The 18,905-nt window shown below is 37.8% G+C and carries 18 protein-coding genes and 1 pseudogene; 13 read left to right on the forward strand and 6 right to left on the reverse strand.

All coding sequences use genetic code 11. From position 1 onward, the window contains the following. Positions 1–155 precede the first annotated feature (155 nt). Genes CCK98_RS04425 through CCK98_RS04450 form a run of 6 tightly spaced genes read left to right on the forward strand, consistent with a single transcriptional unit; the run spans position 156 to position 6,220 of the window. Positions 156–1,259, forward strand: a complete 1,104-nt coding sequence (locus tag CCK98_RS04425) for an amidohydrolase/deacetylase family metallohydrolase (protein WP_088085462.1) — start codon at positions 156–158, stop codon at positions 1,257–1,259. Further along, positions 1,237–2,346, forward strand: coding sequence for a DgaE family pyridoxal phosphate-dependent ammonia lyase (locus tag CCK98_RS04430; RefSeq protein ID WP_088085463.1), 1,110 nt, complete (start codon positions 1,237–1,239; stop codon positions 2,344–2,346). The genes CCK98_RS04425 and CCK98_RS04430 overlap by 23 nt, the downstream gene beginning before the upstream one ends. Further along, complete coding sequence (locus CCK98_RS04435; RefSeq protein ID WP_088085464.1) at positions 2,343–3,098, forward strand: KDGP aldolase family protein; 756 nt, start codon at positions 2,343–2,345, stop codon at positions 3,096–3,098. Before CCK98_RS04430 ends, CCK98_RS04435 begins: the two co-directional genes overlap by 4 nt. Continuing rightward, entirely contained in the window at positions 3,091–4,104 is a 1,014-nt protein-coding gene (locus CCK98_RS04440; protein ID WP_088085465.1) for a sugar kinase, read from the forward strand. Before CCK98_RS04435 ends, CCK98_RS04440 begins: the two co-directional genes overlap by 8 nt. 15 nt (positions 4,105–4,119) lie before the next feature. Next, positions 4,120–4,842: a GntR family transcriptional regulator gene (locus CCK98_RS04445; protein ID WP_088085466.1), complete on the forward strand. Its 723-nt coding sequence runs from the start codon at positions 4,120–4,122 to the stop codon at positions 4,840–4,842. Between the two features lie 52 nt (positions 4,843–4,894). Next, positions 4,895–6,220, forward strand: a complete 1,326-nt coding sequence (locus CCK98_RS04450; protein ID WP_088085467.1) for a GntP family permease — start codon at positions 4,895–4,897, stop codon at positions 6,218–6,220. A 428-nt stretch (positions 6,221–6,648) separates the two neighbouring features. Here the strand turns inward: CCK98_RS04450 and CCK98_RS04455 are convergent, their stop codons facing one another. Beyond that, complete coding sequence (locus CCK98_RS04455; RefSeq protein WP_088085468.1) at positions 6,649–6,840, reverse strand: hypothetical protein; 192 nt, start codon at positions 6,838–6,840, stop codon at positions 6,649–6,651. A 207-nt stretch (positions 6,841–7,047) separates the two neighbouring features. Here CCK98_RS04455 and CCK98_RS04460 point away from each other — a divergent pair, with 207 nt between their 5' ends. Then, the gene (locus tag CCK98_RS04460; protein WP_088085469.1) at positions 7,048–9,861 is read left to right on the forward strand and encodes a DEAD/DEAH box helicase; all 2,814 of its coding nucleotides are present in this window, start codon (positions 7,048–7,050) and stop codon (positions 9,859–9,861) included. Positions 9,862–9,879: 18 nt separating this feature from the next. Here the strand turns inward: CCK98_RS04460 and CCK98_RS04465 are convergent, their stop codons facing one another. Next, positions 9,880–10,278: a (deoxy)nucleoside triphosphate pyrophosphohydrolase gene (locus CCK98_RS04465; protein WP_088085470.1), complete on the reverse strand. Its 399-nt coding sequence runs from the start codon at positions 10,276–10,278 to the stop codon at positions 9,880–9,882. Positions 10,279–10,443: 165 nt separating this feature from the next. On the opposite strand from CCK98_RS04465, the gene CCK98_RS35120 reads away from it, so the two are divergent. From CCK98_RS35120 to mqo, 4 genes are all read left to right on the forward strand, one after another. Next, complete coding sequence (locus tag CCK98_RS35120; protein WP_179195710.1) at positions 10,444–10,590, forward strand: hypothetical protein; 147 nt, start codon at positions 10,444–10,446, stop codon at positions 10,588–10,590. Between the two features lie 118 nt (positions 10,591–10,708). Beyond that, positions 10,709–11,176, forward strand: a complete 468-nt coding sequence (locus CCK98_RS04470; RefSeq protein ID WP_088085471.1) for an N-acetyltransferase — start codon at positions 10,709–10,711, stop codon at positions 11,174–11,176. 190 nt (positions 11,177–11,366) lie between these two features. Then, positions 11,367–11,525: a hypothetical protein gene (locus tag CCK98_RS35125; protein ID WP_179195711.1), complete on the forward strand. Its 159-nt coding sequence runs from the start codon at positions 11,367–11,369 to the stop codon at positions 11,523–11,525. Positions 11,526–12,109: 584 nt separating this feature from the next. Next, complete coding sequence (gene mqo / locus CCK98_RS04475) at positions 12,110–13,624, forward strand: malate dehydrogenase (quinone) (protein ID WP_088090300.1); 1,515 nt, start codon at positions 12,110–12,112, stop codon at positions 13,622–13,624. A gap of 488 nt (positions 13,625–14,112) precedes the next feature. On the opposite strand, the gene CCK98_RS04480 is transcribed toward mqo, so the two are convergent. The 4 genes from CCK98_RS04480 to CCK98_RS04495 form a co-directional block, all read right to left on the reverse strand. After that, a complete protein-coding gene (locus CCK98_RS04480; protein ID WP_088085472.1) occupies positions 14,113–14,553 on the reverse strand; it encodes a YfmQ family protein in 441 nt (146 codons plus the stop codon). A 417-nt stretch (positions 14,554–14,970) separates the two neighbouring features. Next, positions 14,971–16,341 (reverse strand): MATE family efflux transporter, encoded by a 1,371-nt coding sequence (locus CCK98_RS04485; RefSeq protein WP_088085473.1) that lies wholly within the window; start codon positions 16,339–16,341, stop codon positions 14,971–14,973. 181 nt (positions 16,342–16,522) lie between these two features. Next, positions 16,523–16,963 (reverse strand): cell wall hydrolase, encoded by a 441-nt coding sequence (locus CCK98_RS04490; protein WP_088085474.1) that lies wholly within the window; start codon positions 16,961–16,963, stop codon positions 16,523–16,525. 148 nt (positions 16,964–17,111) lie between these two features. Further along, on the reverse strand, positions 17,112–17,738 hold the full coding sequence (locus CCK98_RS04495; RefSeq protein WP_088085475.1) for a hypothetical protein: 627 nt from the start codon (positions 17,736–17,738) through the stop codon (positions 17,112–17,114). Positions 17,739–17,959: 221 nt separating this feature from the next. Here CCK98_RS04495 and CCK98_RS04500 point away from each other — a divergent pair. Continuing rightward, positions 17,960–18,492: pseudogene (locus CCK98_RS04500) on the forward strand (sigma-70 family RNA polymerase sigma factor). Positions 18,493–18,494: 2 nt separating this feature from the next. Further along, positions 18,495–18,902, forward strand: coding sequence for a PadR family transcriptional regulator (locus CCK98_RS04505; RefSeq protein WP_088085477.1), 408 nt, complete (start codon positions 18,495–18,497; stop codon positions 18,900–18,902). Positions 18,903–18,905 lie beyond the last annotated feature (3 nt).

Below are 18,905 nucleotides of genomic sequence, written 5' to 3' on the forward strand. Positions count from 1 at the left end.
ATTTAGAAGTTACAATATAAGTTCTAAACATTATAACGTTATATTGACTGGAGTAAAAATACGTGGTAACCTAATCCTGTAAAGAAAAACAAAAGAGGTAGATGTAACCGTATACAAGTACCCACTTATTAGGTTTACCGAAAAGGATGAGGGAAATGAAAGATTGTTTTGTATTGCAGAATGTAAAACTTGTCAATGGAAATTCTGTAGACATCATCGTAGAAAATAAGAAAATCCAAAACATTGTTCCGGCAGGTACTGGAAATGGCGGTAATGTAACGAACTTCAAACATCAAGTGATGGTTTCCAGCGGATGGATTGATATGCATGTCCATGCCTTTCCAGAATTTGATCCATATGGTGATGATGTGGATGAGATTGGCTATAAATCAGGGGTAACAACGATTGTAGATGCCGGCAGTACGGGCGCTGATCGTTTGCCTGACTTAGTTTACAGCTGTAAAAAGTCGAAAACGAATGTTTTTGCCTTTTTAAATATTTCACGAATTGGCCTTAAGCGAATCGATGAGCTATCCGACCTTTCGTGGCTCGATGAAGATGCGTTAAAAGAGGCCATAGCCGACCACAAAGATTTTATTGTTGGACTGAAAGCGAGGATTAGTAAAAGCGTCGTAGGCCCAAATGGAGTAGAACCATTAAAAATGGCCCGGAAATTTTCTAAGGACACTGAGTTGCCGCTGATGGTCCATATTGGTTCAGGGCCACCGGATATTAATGATGTCCTCGATTTACTTGAGAAAAAAGACATTATCACCCATTACTTAAATGGGAAAGCCAATAATTTATTTGATGAAGCTGGGAAACCTCTTCCGAAGCTGCTGGATGCCATTAAACGGGGAGTACATTTGGATGTTGGCCATGGAAATGCTAGCTTCTCTTTCCAAACGGCAGAGCAGGCGAAAGAGTATGGTATTCACTTCGATACGATCAGCACGGATATCTATCGAAAAAATCGCTTGCACGGCCCAGTTTATAGTATGGCCAGTGTACTATCTAAATTTTTGTATTTAGGCTATCCCTTAAAAGAGGTCATTGATGCCGTTACAGTTAAAGCGGCAGACTGGTTGAATAAGCCGGCACTCGGAAGAATTTCAGTCGGAGATTTAGCTAACCTCACATTATTTTCTATAGAGGATGAAGTGACCCAGTTGATGGATTCTGAAGGAGAAGAACGAACAGCAGAGCAGAATATTGTCGTAAAAGGAGTGGTAATCAATGGAGAATACATTGAATGCTAAATATGGTTTGAAAAGGGTTATCAATGCAAGCGGGCGGATGAGTATTTTAGGTGTTTCAGCTCCCACAGACACCGTAATGGAGGCCATGAAAATAGGCGGGCAAAATTATGTTGAAATCGCTGATTTAGTCGAAAAAGCAGGACAGCATATCGCTGGGCTGCTTCAATCAGAGGCAGCGGTTGTCGTGAACTCAGCATCGAGTGGAATCGCTCTTTCGGTAGCAGCAATCGTGACTGAAGGAAACAGACGAAGAAGCGAAAGACTTCATCAAGAAACGATTCAAAAAAATGAAATCATCATGCTGAAGGGCCACAACGTTCAATACGGGGCTCCGGTGGAAACGATGGTTTTCCTCGGCGGCGGAAAATTAGTGGAAGTCGGTTATGCCAATGAGGGCAAAGCGGAGCACATTGCCGATGCCATTACTGAAAATACGGCGGCGATTCTTTTCGTTAAATCCCACCACGCTGTTCAAAAAAATATGATTTTGGTTGAAGAAGCATGGGAAGTGGCGCAAGCGAATCATGTTCCATTGATTGTCGATGCAGCTGCGGAGGAAGATTTGAAGAAATATGTACAAGTGTCCGATTTAGCGATTTATAGCGGCTCGAAGGCGATTGAAGGTCCAACGTCTGGTATCGTTGCCGGAAAACAAAACTATATCGATTGGCTTAAGGTTCAACTGCACTGCATTGGCAGAAGCATGAAGGTCGGCAAAGAAACAACCTTTGGACTTTTGCAGGCATTGGATGAGTATTTTGTCAAGATCGACAATAGCGAAAAGGAAAAAGCCAGTCTGGCTGTTCTCAAATCACTTGAATCCATTGACGGTGTAAAAGTAACGATTGTACAGGATGAAGCGGGACGTGCCATTTTTAGAGCTCGGATTCAGATTGATCCGGCTGTGACGAAAACAACGGCGAAGGAAGTAAATGACCAGTTAAGAAATGGTGAAATTGCGATTTATACCCGTGATTACGGAATTCGACAGGGCTTTTTCGATCTTGATCCACGACCATTACAGGGTGACGACATTTACGTAATTGAAGCCCAATTAAGAGCCATTTTAGGAGGAAGCGAACAATGACAAACATCGAAAAACGTTTTTATCACAACCGAGTCGCATTGAATGTGCTGGCTAATAGTATTGAAAATGCCATCGAAGTTTTTGAAGCGGCGGTAGGTCATGTATTAGTTGGAGTCCTTTCCAAGGATTATCCTTCGGTAGAGGCTGCTGTGACAGCGATGAAGGAATATGGGGCAGCGATTGATGAAGCCGTATCTATTGGCCTTGGCGCTGGGGATAATAAACAAGCAGCAGTGGTAGCGGAAATCGCTAAATTTTATCCGGGTAGTCATATCAATCAAGTGTTTCCTGCTGTCGGGGCAACACGTGCCAATTTAGGGGAGAAAGAGAGCTGGATCAATTCTCTTGTATCACCAACCGGAAAAGTAGGGTACGTAAATATTTCTACAGGTCCTGTAAGTGCGGCAGTTGGTGAAACAGCCATTGTTCCAATCAAAGCGGCGATTGCCTTAGTGCGGGATATGGGAGGAAATGCCTTGAAATACTTCCCGATGAAAGGCTTAAAGCATGAGGAAGAGTTCCGTGCTGTTGCACAAGCTTGCGGTGAAGAAGGGTTTGCCTTAGAACCAACTGGAGGCATTGATTTAGATAATTTTGAGACCATTTTAGAAATTGCATTGGAAGCAAAAGTGCCTAAAATTATTCCTCACGTTTATTCTTCTATTATTAATAAGGAAACTGGAAAAACAAATCCGGATGATGTGAGGACACTACTCGCCATTACAAAAAAATTGGTTGAAAAATATGCCTAAACAAATTGTTGCATTCGGTGAAGTAATGATGCGTTTGCAGGTGCCGGGATATGAATTACTGACTCAGGCTAACACATTACAATACTCTTTTTCAGGCACGGGAGTTAACGTTGCTTCTGCGATGACCAAGCTAGGCTATGATGGCTATCTTGTGACGAAATTACCAGAGAATTCTTTAGGTGATGCAGCCCTTTCTTTCTTACAGCGATTGGGTATCAATCGGAAATTTGTTTGTAGAGGCGGAAAATATCTTGGGTTGTATTTTTTAGAAAATGGTTTTGGACAGCGGGCTAGCCGGGTTACCTATACCAATCGCCTGGAAAGCAGCTTTAATACCGCCCATGTTTCGGATTATGATCTGGATTTGATTGCCGAACAAACAGATATCATTCACTTTTGCGGTATTACGCTTGCCATGACCGATGGTGTCCGTGCTAGTATGAAAGAGCAGGCTAAAAAGGTGAAAGAAAAAGGTGGATTGGTTTGTTTCGATTGTAATTACCGCCCTTCCTTATGGGAGGGAGGGTACAGTGAGGCGAAACCTCATTATGAAGACATGCTGGCTTTGGCTGATATCGTCATGATGAATGAAAAAGATGCAATGTATATTTTAGGAATGGAGACAGCAGAAATCTCCCGGGTGGAACAGCTGAAAGACCTCATTCCTAAGGTAGCAAAACACTTCGATCTTCAAACGATTGCGGGAACACACCGAGGGATTAATAGTGATAATACCCATTCTATACGGGGATATTTGTATAAAGATGGGCAGTTTCACTTCTCAGAAAAGATTTCTTTTTCCGTATATGATCGAATTGGAGCCGGAGATGCTTTTACTAGCGGGATTTTGCATGGCGAGCTGGCTGGATTTTCACCTGAGAAAACAGTCCGGTTTGCGGCTGCAGCAGGAATGCTGGCCTGCACCATTGTTGGCGATACCCCGATGTCGACGGAAGCTGAGATCTTGTCCGCCATGGCCGGAACCATTGATGATATAAAGAGATGAAGGAGCGAGTAGGGAATGAATGTGAATCGAAAAAAGGGACCTATGTACTTACAAATAAAAGAAATATTGAAGGATCGTATTTTACATGGTGTTTATGCAATTCACACGAACATTCCCTCCGAGCCTCAATTAGAAGAAGAATTTAATGTAAGCAAAATTACTATACGGAATGCCATTAAAGAACTGGTTCAAGAAGGATATCTGGAGAAGAAAAGTGGTAAAGGAACAAAGGTCATCGCGAATGTATCGTCTGCGAAGCTTTCAAAAGGGAAACGCTTTACGGAACTATTAGTAGAAGAAGGCCACCACATCACCAAAAAGGTGTTAAATATTAAAAAGGCTGAATTGTCTCCAGACTCGGAACTTTATTCTTTATTTGGAAGCCATTGTGTCCAAATTGAACGACTCTACTTATTGGACAACGAGCCCTATATTCATTTCACTCATTACATCTTATTAGACATAAGTGAGGAAGAATTAGAGGATGTCAATATCGGATCTTTGTACCGCTTTTTAGAAGAGCAAAACATTAGACTGGAATCATTCCGAGATGAGTTTGCCGTTTCGATTGCACCTAGTCATGTTAGTGAAAAATTAAACGTAGAAAAAGACACAGTGGTGTTAAAAAGAATTCGTCGTTCCTGTGATGATGAAGGAAATGTATTGGAATATAGCGCGGGTTACTATAATACAGGTAAACAAAATTATATTGTTAATTATAATGATTCCATTCAGTAACCCATTTTTTTGAATAGTATGTAAGCGATTTCTTAGGGGAGAGTGAGAAAATATGAGTTTATATTTAATAGGTATTACGTTAGCAGCCATAGTGATCGTTATTTTAGGAGTATCGTGGTGGAAATGGCATGCATTTATCAGTTTAACTGTCGCCGGCCTGTTTCTAGCTGTTTTTTCTGGCGTACCAATGGACAAGATTGTCACAGCCTATGAAACGGGAGTGGGCGCTGTCCTTGGACATCTGATTGGAATTTTAGCGTTGGGAACCATCTTAGGTAAAATGATGTCTGACTCAGGTGCGGGCATGCAAGTAGCCGATTTCTTTATCAAAAAATTCGGTGTTAAATATCTGCCATGGGCGATGCTTCTTTCTGGTTTTATTATTGGGATTCCTGTGTTTTTTGAGGTTGGTCTAGTAATCTTGCTGCCTTTAGTTATCTCGATTCGCAAATCTACTAAACAAAACATTCTATTAATTGGTATCCCGGTGCTTGCCGGATTGTCGATTGTGCACGGATTAGTTCCTCCGCATCCTGGTGCGATGACAGCAATTGGCATTTATAATGCAAACTTAGGACATGTAATGCTTTATTCATTAATTATTGCTTTTCCAACGGCCGTCATTGCCGGACCTTTATTTTCAAAATGGATTCAAAAACGGGTAACTCCTGTTGGAGAACCGGAATTAATCCGCGTGGTGACAAAGTCAAGCGGGTTACCAAGTACAGCGATTTCGTTTTTCATTATCTTGCTGCCTGTTATATTAATTATGTTAACGGTAATTGCCCCATATCTTTCACTGCCAGGTGCTATTGAAAAATTTCTATTGCTTATTGGCAGTCCGGTTATTGCTTTACTAATTTCATGTTTTGCAGCCTATTTCTTCTTGGGCTTCCGCCAGGGTATGGACAGGACGTTAATTAAAAAATTAACGGAAGAATGTTTATTGCCATTAGCTTCGATTATTCTCATAATTGGGGCAGGCGGAGCATTCAAGCAAATTCTAATTGAAAGCGGTGTAGGGACAGCGATTGCAGCAATGTCCGAGCAAATGTCCTTATCACCGATTGTCCTAGCCTTCCTAGTTGCGGGATTAATCCGAGTCGCTACCGGTTCAGCAACTGTTGCGCTAACAACCGCAGCCGGAATTGTTTCTCCAGTAGTGGAGCATATGTCAGGTGTTAACCTAGAATTATTAGTTATTGCCACTGGTGCAGGTTCATTAATGCTTTCACATGTAAATGATGCCGGCTTTTGGTTGGTAAAAGAATATATGGGATTAACGGTTAAAGAAACATTCAAGACCTGGACAGTCATGGAAACGCTCCTTTCTTTTGTCGCCTTTATTCTAGTTTTAATTTTAGATGTATTTGTTTAAGGTTAACTTTGTCGAAATACGAACAGTGCAATTGCACTGTTTGCATTTCGACAAAATCTAATAAACTTCGCGGCGTGACAGGCACGAGAAATAAATCACTAAGTGGTGGGGCATAAATTGTTAAGAGTGATTGATCGAATCAAATGACTCGACTTGTGAGGGTGTCGGAAGCTCTCTATTTAGCGAACTCCTACAATTTCTCATTAGGTCTTTAATAAAAGAAGTACAGATGGAGGAAAACAGGAAGGATGTTTAAGAGATAACCTTATGGTTTTCTTCTGCCTCTAGTTTACCTTCTATTAAAGTAAGCAGAACCGTAACATAAATAGAGGCCTGTTTTTATTAATAAGAAAACAAAAGGAAAAGGAGCCCCGGTTTGTAAAAATAAATGCCGGTGGCTCCTTTTAAATTTAATTATATAAATTGCATTATTCTTCTTTATCAAAGCGCTCTCCGGTTTCCGGGTTGAAATAAACGACTAATCTTTTATTTGTGGTTGGATCGATTGATACCTCATTGGTTCGGTCGAAGCCTTTAGGTACTTGCTGACCATGTTTTGCTCTGAAGCGGCGGTCCCAAATGAACCACGATCCGAAGATTAAAATAATCAGCACTTCCATGGTGACTAGTTACACCACGGTGAACCGTACCATAAGTTACTAATTATACTTTTAAGCGAGCAAGATCCATTTAGAGAGAAAAGGGATCCACAAATTCATCTTGAATAGTGGATCTTTTTATTTATCCCCAAATATAGTACAATTTTCACATATCCAATAAATAACAATATAGGTATAGATAGTTAATATATAGTCAGGAGCAAACCAATGGAAGCAGTCGAAAAGAAGTTGATTGTGAATTCCGAAAAGGGGAATTTATTAAGAGAGTTAGTAAAATCGATGAGCGAGTGTGAAAGGTTTTTTTTTAGTGTTGCTTTTATTAACTTCAGCGGGCTGCAGCTTCTGCTTGATCCCTTACAGGAAGCCGAGAAAAAGGGAACCAAAGGGAAAATCATTACTTCCACGTATCTCAATTTCACAGATGCAAAAGCACTAGAAAAAATCAGAGAGTTTAATAACGTCGAGTTAAAAGTTTTTGTTACGGATAAAGAGATTGGTTTCCATACGAAAGCATACATATTTGAGTACAAAGATAGCTACAAAGTGATTATTGGTTCCTCGAATATCACCCAAAGTGCCCTGAAAAGTAATATTGAGTGGAATGTAGAAATCATTACGAAAGAGGATGCCCGATTTATACAGGATGTTTTAAAGGAATATGATTATCTCTGGAGTATGAGTGAAGATGCCGATCAGGATTTTATTAGTAGATATGAGGAATTCTTAAATAGCTTTAAGAATACACAAAAAAAACATCAGTTGATTTATGAAAACAAACAATATATTGTCCCAAATAGAATGCAAAAGAGAGCAACTGAAAATTTAGAAAGATTGAGAAGTTTTGGAGAGAATAAAGCGCTTGTAATTGCCGCAACCGGTACGGGTAAAACCTATATGTCAGCGTTTGATGTGAAGAGTTTGAAACCAAAGAAACTCCTTTTCATTGTGCATAGGGAAGAAATTTTGAAAAAAGCCAAGGATACTTTTGAAATGCTCTTACCTAATGAGGGTCTTTCTTTTGGACTACTGACAGGTAATCATAAGCAAAAGAATGTGGATTATGTTTTTGCCACCATCCAAACAATCTCTAAATGTTTTCATGAATACAAAAAGGATGAATTTGATTATCTAATTATTGATGAAGCTCATCATGCGACAAGCCCGACCTATCAAACTGTTTTAAACTACTTTGAGCCTAAGTTCACATTAGGGATGACGGCAACCCCTGAACGTAGTGATGGTTATAAGGTTTTTGATCTTTTTGATAATAATGTGGCTTTAGAAGTGCGGTTACATGAGGCTTTAGAGGACGAGTTAGTTATTCCTTTTCATTACTTTGGGATTACTGATATTGAAGGCATTGACTTAAGTGAAGTTAATATTGACGATATTGCTGAAATAACCAAGCGGTTAAAGGTTAATGAACGGGTAGATTTTATTATTAGAAAAATGGACTTCTATGGCCATGACGGCGAGAAAAGAAAAGGGCTTGGTTTCTGTGCCAGTATCGAACATGCTCAGTATATGGCTAGTGAATTTAATAAAAGAGGCTATAAAAGTGTTTGTCTATACGGTGCTGATTCACCTGAAACACGGGAGCGATTTATTAATCGATTAGAAAGTGATCATGACGAGTTAGAATTCATATTTACCGTTGATATTTTTAATGAAGGAGTGGATATCCCTTCTATCAACACGGTACTAATGCTGAGGCCAACTAATTCTCCAATTGTTTTTATTCAACAGCTAGGAAGAGGTTTACGAAAACATGCGGATAAAAGCTTCTTAACAGTCCTTGATTTTATCGGAAACCATAATAAAACATTTCTCATTGCACTCGCACTTAACGGAAGTCGATACTACGATAAAGAAAGTTTAAAGGTAGCGATTGCGACTGGGTTTGCTAATATTCCCGGCTGTACTCATATCCAAATGGATAAGATATCACAAGAAAGAATATTGGCACAGATTGACAATGAAAACTTTAACTCGATGAAATACCTAAAGGAAGAGTACTTTGAATTTAAAAAGCTTAATCAAGGTCGAATTCCTTATTTATTATTGGATTATCTGAAATATGATGGTGCGCCGGACCCTGTGAAATTTATCGATCGTGAAAAGACTTATATATCATTCGTGAAAAAGGTAGAGAAGGATGACTATTTATGTGAGCTTTTACAGAACGAGGCATTCGAAGGAGCATTAAAAGAATTATCAAGCAAGTTACCACTTAAGCGAATTTATGAATTTGTTATCATCCGGTATTTGTTAGAGCACGAGGAAATAAATCTAGAAATCGCAAAGAATCAAATCTTAAAGTTATTAACAGATGTAGATGATGATAGCATACTTCATGCTTTTGAGTGCTTAAATCAAAACTACTATGATAGCGTTCAAATTAAGAATAAGCCTAAATTGGTTCATTATAGCAGTGGAAAGTTGGCGAAGACTCAACTTTTTAGTGATCTATTAAGAAATAAGGATTACCGAAAGTTTATTGAAGACACCATTACTTACGGGATTTTCCGTTATGAAAAAGAGTTTAAGGCGGAATACTACGGTGTTCCACACTTTAAACTATACGAGCAATATCAAATGATGGATGCCGCATTACTTTCTAACTATCGAAAAATTCATAGTTCCTTTAGGGGTTCAGGGTTGCTTGCTAACGGAAAAGAATATTTCCTATTTATTGATTTGCATAAAGAAGAGGATGTAAAGGAAAGTATTAACTACAAAGATAAATTTATAAATGAGCGATACTTTCAATGGCAATCACAAAATAGTACTGCCCAACATTCTGAAAGAGGGCAGAATATTATTTTTAATAAACAACGTGGTGTTAATCTTCATTTATTTGTGAGGAAGTACAGAGAAATAGATGGAAAGAACGAGCCTTTCATTTATATTGGCAAAGGAGATTCGGTCCAATATGAAGGTGAAAAACCTATCACGGTAAAGATTAAATTAGAGCACGAAATCCCTGCAACACTATATACAGAGTTTACGAAAAAAGTGTAGTCTTCTCATTCGAGAAGACTATTTTTCGTTTATTAATTGTTCAACTGCCGGAATATCAGCTGGTGCCCACTTTAGTGAATCAAGGTTTTTTCTTTTTAGCCAAATTAGCTTGGAATGTTCGCTTGGAGTTGGCATTCCATCGACAACTCTACATTTAATCGATTTTAAATTAATAATAAATGTTTCATATTCATGGGTATTATCGTTAAATACTTCATTTATTGTCTCAATTTTACAGCCCAATTCTTCATCAATTTCCCTTACGAGGGCTGAGTAGATATCCTCATTTGCTTCCACTTTTCCTCCTGGAAACTCCCACATATTTGGAATAGACATTTCTGGGGATCTAAGAGCACAAAGAATCTCATTCTTTTCATTTTCAATTATTGCTGCGACTACTTTTACGAGCTTTTTCAATGTAATCCTCCTTGATGATTGATTTACTAGTCATAATATATCACTTTTGATGGAAATATTCTTTAAGGGGATTTTTCTTTTTATTGTGAAAGTTTTGTTGGAAAAATAACCCTAATAATCTATCATTAAGATAATGTAACGAATCGGTTTAATGGAGTGATATTTTTGGAAAAAATAAATGTAATTGAAAGAATTAAAGATAGATTTTTAAAAAATGGTAAAACGATAGAAATCCCTTTATTAAAAGAGCAAAAGACATTTCAAGCGGTCTTAAATGATGATGGTATTAGCGTCAGCAATTTAGCCAATTAATCTTTTTTATATTTTTGCATTGATAGCTGAGGCATCTAAACAGAGAGTATGAGTATAGTAAAGTGAGTCAAATTTTAAGAAAAATGAACGAACATTCCTGTCGATGGGGGATCTTATTATGCAACTATATTTTTATGATGAGAGATATAAAAATCTCATCGAACAGTATCAATTATCGGAGGAACAACTTCGATTTACTGGTACACCAACAGAATGTATCAAACTTTCAAATGAAGATCCAGATCGTTATTCAATTTTAGCGATGGATCAAGAAAATTTGGTCACCTTTTTCAATCTGCATAAAAATGAAGGAGTAAAACCATTTTCTAATAATGATCGATCCATTTTACTAAGAGCGTTTTCGACAGATTTCCGTCATCAAGGTAAGGGGTATGCCAAGAATGTCCTTTTGCAATTACCTTCCTTTGTAAAGGAACACTTTAGGGAAACGAAAGAAATTGTCCTAGCAGTTAACCTTCAAAATACTGTCGCACAAGGCTTATATAAAAAATGTGGATTTATTGATGAAGGTGAACGAAGGATGGGGAGAAAAGGGGAACTTATCATCATGAGTTATCATTTGTAGAATATAGACGGTACGTATGGATTGTTCTGCTCATTCCATGTACCCTTGGTACATATGGTCTGGAAAAACTAACTAAACGTTTGATTAAATTCTTGATTCCTTGATACATATGAATAAAAAAGAGTAGTTGAATCTAATAGATAGTAAATTAGTAAAATAGTAAAAAAGTAAAAAAGTGGAGGATTCTTTTATGATGAATACCTTAATTCCTTTAATAACCTTTTTGCCACTAATTGTCCTAGCATTTGTTGTTAGATGGGTTTACCAAATTAAAAAAAATAGTGAAATTCAAGTTGAGCAAAACAAACAGATAATCTTGCTTTTGCAAAATAAAGATATAAATAATTAACTATTTAAGATGCAGGATTAGGTGCAATTGGTGTAGAAGGTACTGTCCACTACAAAGATGGTAATTGGCAAATGAAAAAGTCGAACGAGACCTGGATAAGCTAATTTTTGAAAAGGTAACGAATTAATTTGGAATATAAGGGGTGAGGAACTAAATTCAACAGACGTGTAAAGGACCTATTCAGTTTCTTGTGAACTAGGACTTCCAACCAAGCCCCTCCCTAATCCTTTACCTCAATTCTACGATTCCCTCCCCCCTATTAGAACTATTTAAGAGAATACTAGTTACTTTGGATATAAAAGGAAATCGAACATCTTTCACCCAATCCAGCTACTGGAAAAATTTAATAACTAATACAAAGAGTAGACCATTGCAACTTTGGTCTATTTTGTTTATAAAAGGATTTCTCACTTTTTACCTGCTTTAAAATAATTTGAAATTATCATATAATATAAGTGTATAAATCTATAAACAACATTTTTATACTATAAATAGGTATAATTAAGATAGAAAAGGTGTGTGACTAGGTCGCGCTTAGGTTAGTGTGACGTCTAGCCAAATTTTAGGGGAAAAGGTTGATGAAAATGAACAACATAGAAACTAAAACAGACGTCATTTTAATTGGCGCCGGAATCATGAGTGCGACTTTAGGGACACTCTTAAAAGAATTAGTACCGGAATGTGACATTACTGTGTTTGAGAAGCTCGCTAACGCAGGAGAGGAAAGTTCTAACGAGTGGAATAATGCGGGTACGGGGCATGCGGCACTATGTGAACTTAACTACACAGTCGAAAAACCGGATGGATCTTTAGATATTAGTAAAGCAATAAAAATTAATGAACAGTTTCAGGTTTCCATGCAGTTTTGGTCTTATCTTGTAAACAGCAAGCTGATGCAAAATCCACAGGATTTTATCAGACAACTGACTCATATGAGTTTAGTTCAAGGGGAACAAAATGTTACGTTTTTAAAGAAACGTTTTGAAGCTATGTCAAACAATCCCCTATTCCAAGGGATGGAATTTTCGGATGACCATGATAAACTGACGGAATGGATTCCGCTTATCATGGAAGGCCGTAAAGTGAATGAACCGATTGCGGCAACTAAAATGGACGCTGGAACGGATGTCAACTTTGGTGCCTTAACACGGATGTTGTTTGATCACTTAGAGAGTAAAAATGTCAATATAAACTACAAACATAGTGTTAATAATATTAAACGTACGAGCGACGGCTTGTGGGAATTGAAAGTGCAGAATCTCGAAAGCGGTACAGTCGAACGCCATACGGCAAAATTCGTCTTTATTGGAGGCGGGGGAGGAAGTCTGCATTTACTGCAAAAATCCGGTATTCCTGAAGGAAAACATATTGGAGGATTCCCGGTAAGCGGAATATTTATGGTGTGCAATAATCCGAATGTTGTAGAGCAGAATCATGCAAAGATATACGGCAAAGCTAAGGTTGGTGCTCCGCCAATGTCTGTTCCGCATCTTGACACAAGATTTATCGATAATAAAAAATCGTTGCTATTTGGACCATTTGCCGGCTTTTCACCAAAGTTCTTAAAAACTGGTTCAATGTTTGATTTGGTAACTTCTGTAAATTCAGATAATATCTTAACTATGTTGGCGGCAGGCGTAAAAGAGATGTCATTGACAAAATACTTGATTCAGCAAGTTATGTTATCGAAAGAACAACGCATGGAGGAGTTACGTGAGTTTATCCCGAACGCCAAAAGCGAGGATTGGGATTTAGTAGTAGCGGGCCAACGTGTGCAAGTGATCAAGGATACTGAAGCTGGCGGCAAAGGAACGCTTCAATTTGGTACGGAAGTGATTACTGCTGCTGATGGCTCGATCGCAGCATTACTAGGCGCTTCACCTGGTGCTTCTACTGCCGTGCACGTTATGCTCGAAGTAATCAAAAAATGCTTCCCGCAACATATGAATAAGTTGGAACCAAAAATCAAAGAAATGATTCCTTCTTATGGCAAGTCGCTAATGGAAAACCCCGAGCTTCTGCACGAAATTCATACATCAACAGCAAAGACGCTTGGTCTAAGCGAAAAAGAGCTGGAAAAAGAGTTGGTCTTTAGTTAGATCTTTGGATGTAGAAACCAAGGTTGCTAGTGAATAGATTCACTCGATAGTTTTTAAGAGAAATATAGGATTGTAAGTCAAAGATTGGCATGATCATATAAAGAGTGGAGAAAAAACCAACTAAACGGTTAATTAAATCGGACAACCCTTGGTATACATGGGCTGAGAAACTAACCAAACGTTTGATTAAATACTTTTCAAGAGACCCTGATATCGTTCATCAGGGTTCTTTTTATTACTCTATATTTTAAATGGTGAAGGAGAGTTAGAGAAAAGAGGTTCTTGACCTTGATGACCTAAGAGAGAAACAAAAATGAACACAGGCATAAGGCTCCCGTGTTCATTTTCATTTCAGAGTAAAATTATTATTCAATTTTTAGAAAAGCTGGGGATAGGTATAGGTGTTTTCTAGTTAACAATCGCACTACGATAGTTTAAGTACAACTTTTCACGAATAGTTGAAACCGTCTTTATTCTGATCTATTAAACTAAATCCCCTGTACGGCCAAAGAACTTTTTTGGAGGTGATCTGAAAGAAGACTATACGCAACTACTTTCTTCTTGTACTGTTTGACTACATCAATGCGATCGTTATAGCTAAAAACAAATAACCTAACATCTTTTTTGCCTCTTTTTGTATCAATGACTAATGGAGTCTCACTGTTCTCTGGATGCAAATATAATTCCTCGGTCCCTGGAAATATATAATGCTGCTTTAAAAATGTTGCTTCGTTAAAGGAATGAATAACTTGAATTTTGTCTTTACCTTCTAAGAGTTTTCCGTCAATTGTTACGGATACATTCGGTTCACTAAGTTTTGAATGAATTTCAAATTTCCTAATAAGCCATTCCACAGGACCAGTTGGAAGACAGGTCATTAATATTTTTACAATACTTAAAAGAATTATCGAAATTACAGCCCAGGTCATTTTCCATCATCTCCGTTAAAGCTTTAATTTGTTATTAGTTTATATAATAATATCTCACCTGGGTCAATTGTTAACCATCCAATTCAATTGAAAATATACCATCCACTTGTAACTAGAGGGAATGGTAAGGATGAGTCGAATAGACTCTTCGCAAATAGATCGCCAGGATGGGCTCATTTAGGAATTGTTTAATCATAAATTTAATCCGCAGCATGCGTATTACTCCTTTTCAAGAAACCTTTTGATATTAATTAAGATATGGTGTGTTTTTCAAAAGTATCCCATCCCTTGATGCAAGCCGATTATCATTGAGAAGAATTTATATACAGATATGATGATGATTACCCGACTACCTGTCCCATTCGTATAAAAAAAGCCGCCATTTTGGCAGCATGGTTAGCGAAGTAACCTTGTAATCTAAGACACGCTTGGCGATACTTTCTGGTCGGCAATTTTTTTCTTTAACCAAGGTTTGGAGACCCACCGGTTCAAGGCGAAAAATCCTCGGATACATTCATCGATTCCTTGGGCCAGCCAAATTCCTAGTAGCCCTAAACCAAGTGTAATTCCGAAAAAGTAACTAAATACTACGGCAATGCCCCACATGCAGATCACACCGATGACAACTGGGAACCGTACATCACCTACTGATTTTAAAGAACCCATAAGAACGATATTCATGGCACGGCCAGGTTCAATAAATACAATCGCCCACAATACTGGAAGAGCTATAGCAATAATGTTAGTATCGGTTGTAAATATAGTTAAGATGGGCTTACCAATGAAAGCAACAGCAAGAGAAACTGCAGCTGAAACAATGACTGCAATTTTTAATGTCTTAAGACCCCTCTTCAGGGCTCTGTCGTATTGCTTAGCTCCAATATAGCGGGCAATCAAAAGTTGTGTCCCTTGGGCAATTGCGACTGTAAACAGGAAGCAAATCATCGATATATTCAAAATATACACCCGTGCGGCTAATGCTGCATCCCCGGTAAGTGCGACAAAGCTAGTAATCACCACTTGTGAAAATTGATAGGAAAGGTTTTCTCCAGCAGATGGAATACCGATGGACAGAAGCTCCTTTACATCGGTTTTATTAATTTGAAAGATATCTTTTATATGAAACTTTAAAGCTAGTTGTTTATAAACAAAGTAAAACAGTGCTACAATGATAAAAATTCGGGCAACAAACATGGAATAGGCCACCCCAGCAACACCTGTTACAGGAAGGCCGAACCATCCTTTAATAGCAATAAAGGAACCGATCATACTAATCACATTCATGATGACCGTAACAACCATGGTTTCTTTTGTATGTCCGTAGCTGCGCAAAACAGCACTTAAAGCTAAAGAGATGGCTTCAAGGAAAAGTGATAGACCTATGATGGTAAGGAAGGTGAAAGCAAAATCGTAAACTTCCCCGCTAAGTCCGTAAAATTTTAAAAACAAACCGCCAAAAGCAACCACAATGATGGTCATCACAACTCCAAACCAGAAATTCACCCCAAAGGAAGATCTTGCAAGGCGTCGTGCCCGATCCAATCGGTTTGCTCCTAAATTTTGACCGATAAGGATGGTCGCTCCGATGGCTGTGATGTTAAATACTAAAATAAAAATATTAAGAATCTGATTGGCTACTCCAACTCCTGCAACAGCGTTGTCTGAATATCCGCTTAAAATTAATGTAGCAACAATTCCCATACTCATATGAAGCGATATTTCGATAAAAAGAGGCCATGTGATACTAAACAATGATTGATCCTGGTACTTATTGTTCTCTACAGTCAATTTATTCTCCTTCTTTACTCAAAATCATATAAAACCTATATTACTACATTTACTCTAAATGAAAATAAAAAAGTTACTCTTAAAAATTCCAGTTGGACTGATGGACAATATCCTTGTCCTATTTAACAACCGAAAACGGATATTGTGCTGAAAAGGTGAAAAGCTTACTCAAAGAGTAAGCTTAACCACTATAAACACTATCACATGTTCCAGGTTTTGGTTCATAAAAACAATGTTCTTTAAATTGACCAGATTTAGGTTGACCGTACCATGTTGGCGGGCATGGAGCATGTGGATTAAAATACCAAAGAGCAAATTTCGCTGGGTGGTCTCTCCAATAATCCAAATTCTGTTTTGCTAATCTTCTTTCAGAAGTTCTTGATCTTTGATAAAATACATTCCCTTTTTGAACAGCTTCAAAGGAATAATTTCCTCCTTGTACTTGAAAAATAACCTGGCGAATTAATCTTATATCTTTAAAGTCTAAACAATTTGCTACAAGACGATTCACAATTACATTTCCAACATATAACATTCCCTGTTGTCCTTCACCTTCAGCTTCTGCTCTCATCATCCTTGCCATTAAGTCAACGTCTGAACTTCGGTAATTTACTCTTGGCATTTTTTCACCCCAAAAATATAGTATGAAAAAAAGCCTATATTGATGTAGACTTTTTTCAAATAAAATCACCTTTCATCCTACGTCCAAATATATTTCGGTTGTTCCATTCATACTTGCGTGCAACACATAAATATTCATCTTCATTCCCTTATGATTTTTTAGTTCTCCGTAAAAAAGATAGTCCAATCACTACGACAGTTACAGGGAGGATAAGCCAGAGCCAATTAAATGAGTGATTTTCTTCTTCGGAGTATGTTTCGTTTTCAAAATTTTCATAAGAAGATGCTGTTTCTATTTCTTCAGGCACTACCATGTCCGATTCATTTTCATCAAAACTAACCGTTTCAGAATATAAATCATTTTCTACTGGTTCATCTTCTGGTATTTGTACATCCATTCCTTCTAAATCAGCAAGCGTATAAACGTTCCCTTCTTCATCAGCATATGTAGGTTCAACATCGTTTGTATTGTTTAACATTAATAAAATCGTTCCAAAAACAAGCGTTTTTGATAAAACATCGCCAGAAAAATAACGTGTAGATTTTGGATATTTTGTCGTAAGTGAAGAATAAGATGTCGGTCTTGTCGTTGTGTTCGTTGTACTGCTTGAGCTCGGTTTTGACGGCGAAGTCTTCGGAGTCGTCGTAGACGGATTGGTATAGCTAGGACTCGTCCCCCTCGTCCCGCCTGTTCGTGTTTTTGCCTCAGCAATGACATTACAAAGTAAAAAACTTAAAACAAGGATAGATAGCACACTAATCATCGTTTTTTTCATTTATATCCCCTCCTATAAAATAGCCAGCTCAGATTAAAGAACCTGCTTCCTTTAATTGATTATACTTAGTAGAATAATATTAACATATTTTTCCTAATAAAATACGAAAAGCCGTGCGATTTAAATGAGATGGGCCTATCGTTGTTCCTTTACGAAAAAAAACTGTTTTTAAAAACTTATCTAAGAGTACATCGTCTATTGTTTATGAAGGAGGGATGGACGTGGAAGAAATGACTTTGGAAGTATTAGATACAGAAGACAAAGAAGTACTTATAGACGAAATTATGAATAGGTATGGACAGGAAGTCCTCCAGCTTGTTTTTTCATATGTAAATAATCGTACCATAGCAGAAGACCTAACTCAGGATATATTTGTTAAGTGCTATAAAGGACTTCATACATATAGAGGCAAATCGAAGTTAAGAACATGGTTGTGGAGGATTGCTATCAATCATTGTAAGGATTTTCTAAAAAGCTGGTATAACAAGAACGTGGTCATAACAGAGTTTGAACCGCTAAACAACACGACAAAAAAGGAAATGGTTGAGCAGGCTGTCATCCAAAAACAAGAGGATGATCAATTGATTTCAGCGATCATGATGCTGCCAATTAAGTATCGAGAAGTGGTATATCTCTTTTATTATGAGGAACTGCCCATTAAAGAAATTGCGTTATTAACGGAAGTGGGAGATAACACAGTGAAAACCAGGCTCAGACGTGCAAAGAACTTCTGAAAGAACGATTGGAGGAATAGTGATGGAGGACCGTTTAAAGAACTTAAAAAAGGCGATGGATCAACGGGCGTTTTCTCAATTGAACTTTACAGAGAAGCATCGAAGAAACATCCGTGAAAAAATTAATCAACAAACCGAAAATGACGAAGATATTCTGCTAGCGGTTATGCTGCTACTTGTTCATGAAAAAACAGGCTTTGAATTAACGAAGCTGTTGCGGGGAAGAGGTATCCGAAAATTTGAAGACAACGAAGGTTTTTTATACACTTTTTTACATCGATTAGAACAGTCCGGATCTATACAATCAAGCTGGACGGAAGATGAGGCGAAGTATTATCAATTAACGGACATAGGCCGAAAAGTGTTGAGAAAGATAGAGAAAAAACAAAACAAAAAACAAGTGGTATTGAAAGAATTATTTGAGAGGTGATGC

Origin of the sequence: Bacillus sp. OV166 (assembly GCF_900177675.1) — a bacterium.
Classification (GTDB): Bacteria; Bacillota; Bacilli; order Bacillales; family Cytobacillaceae; genus Neobacillus.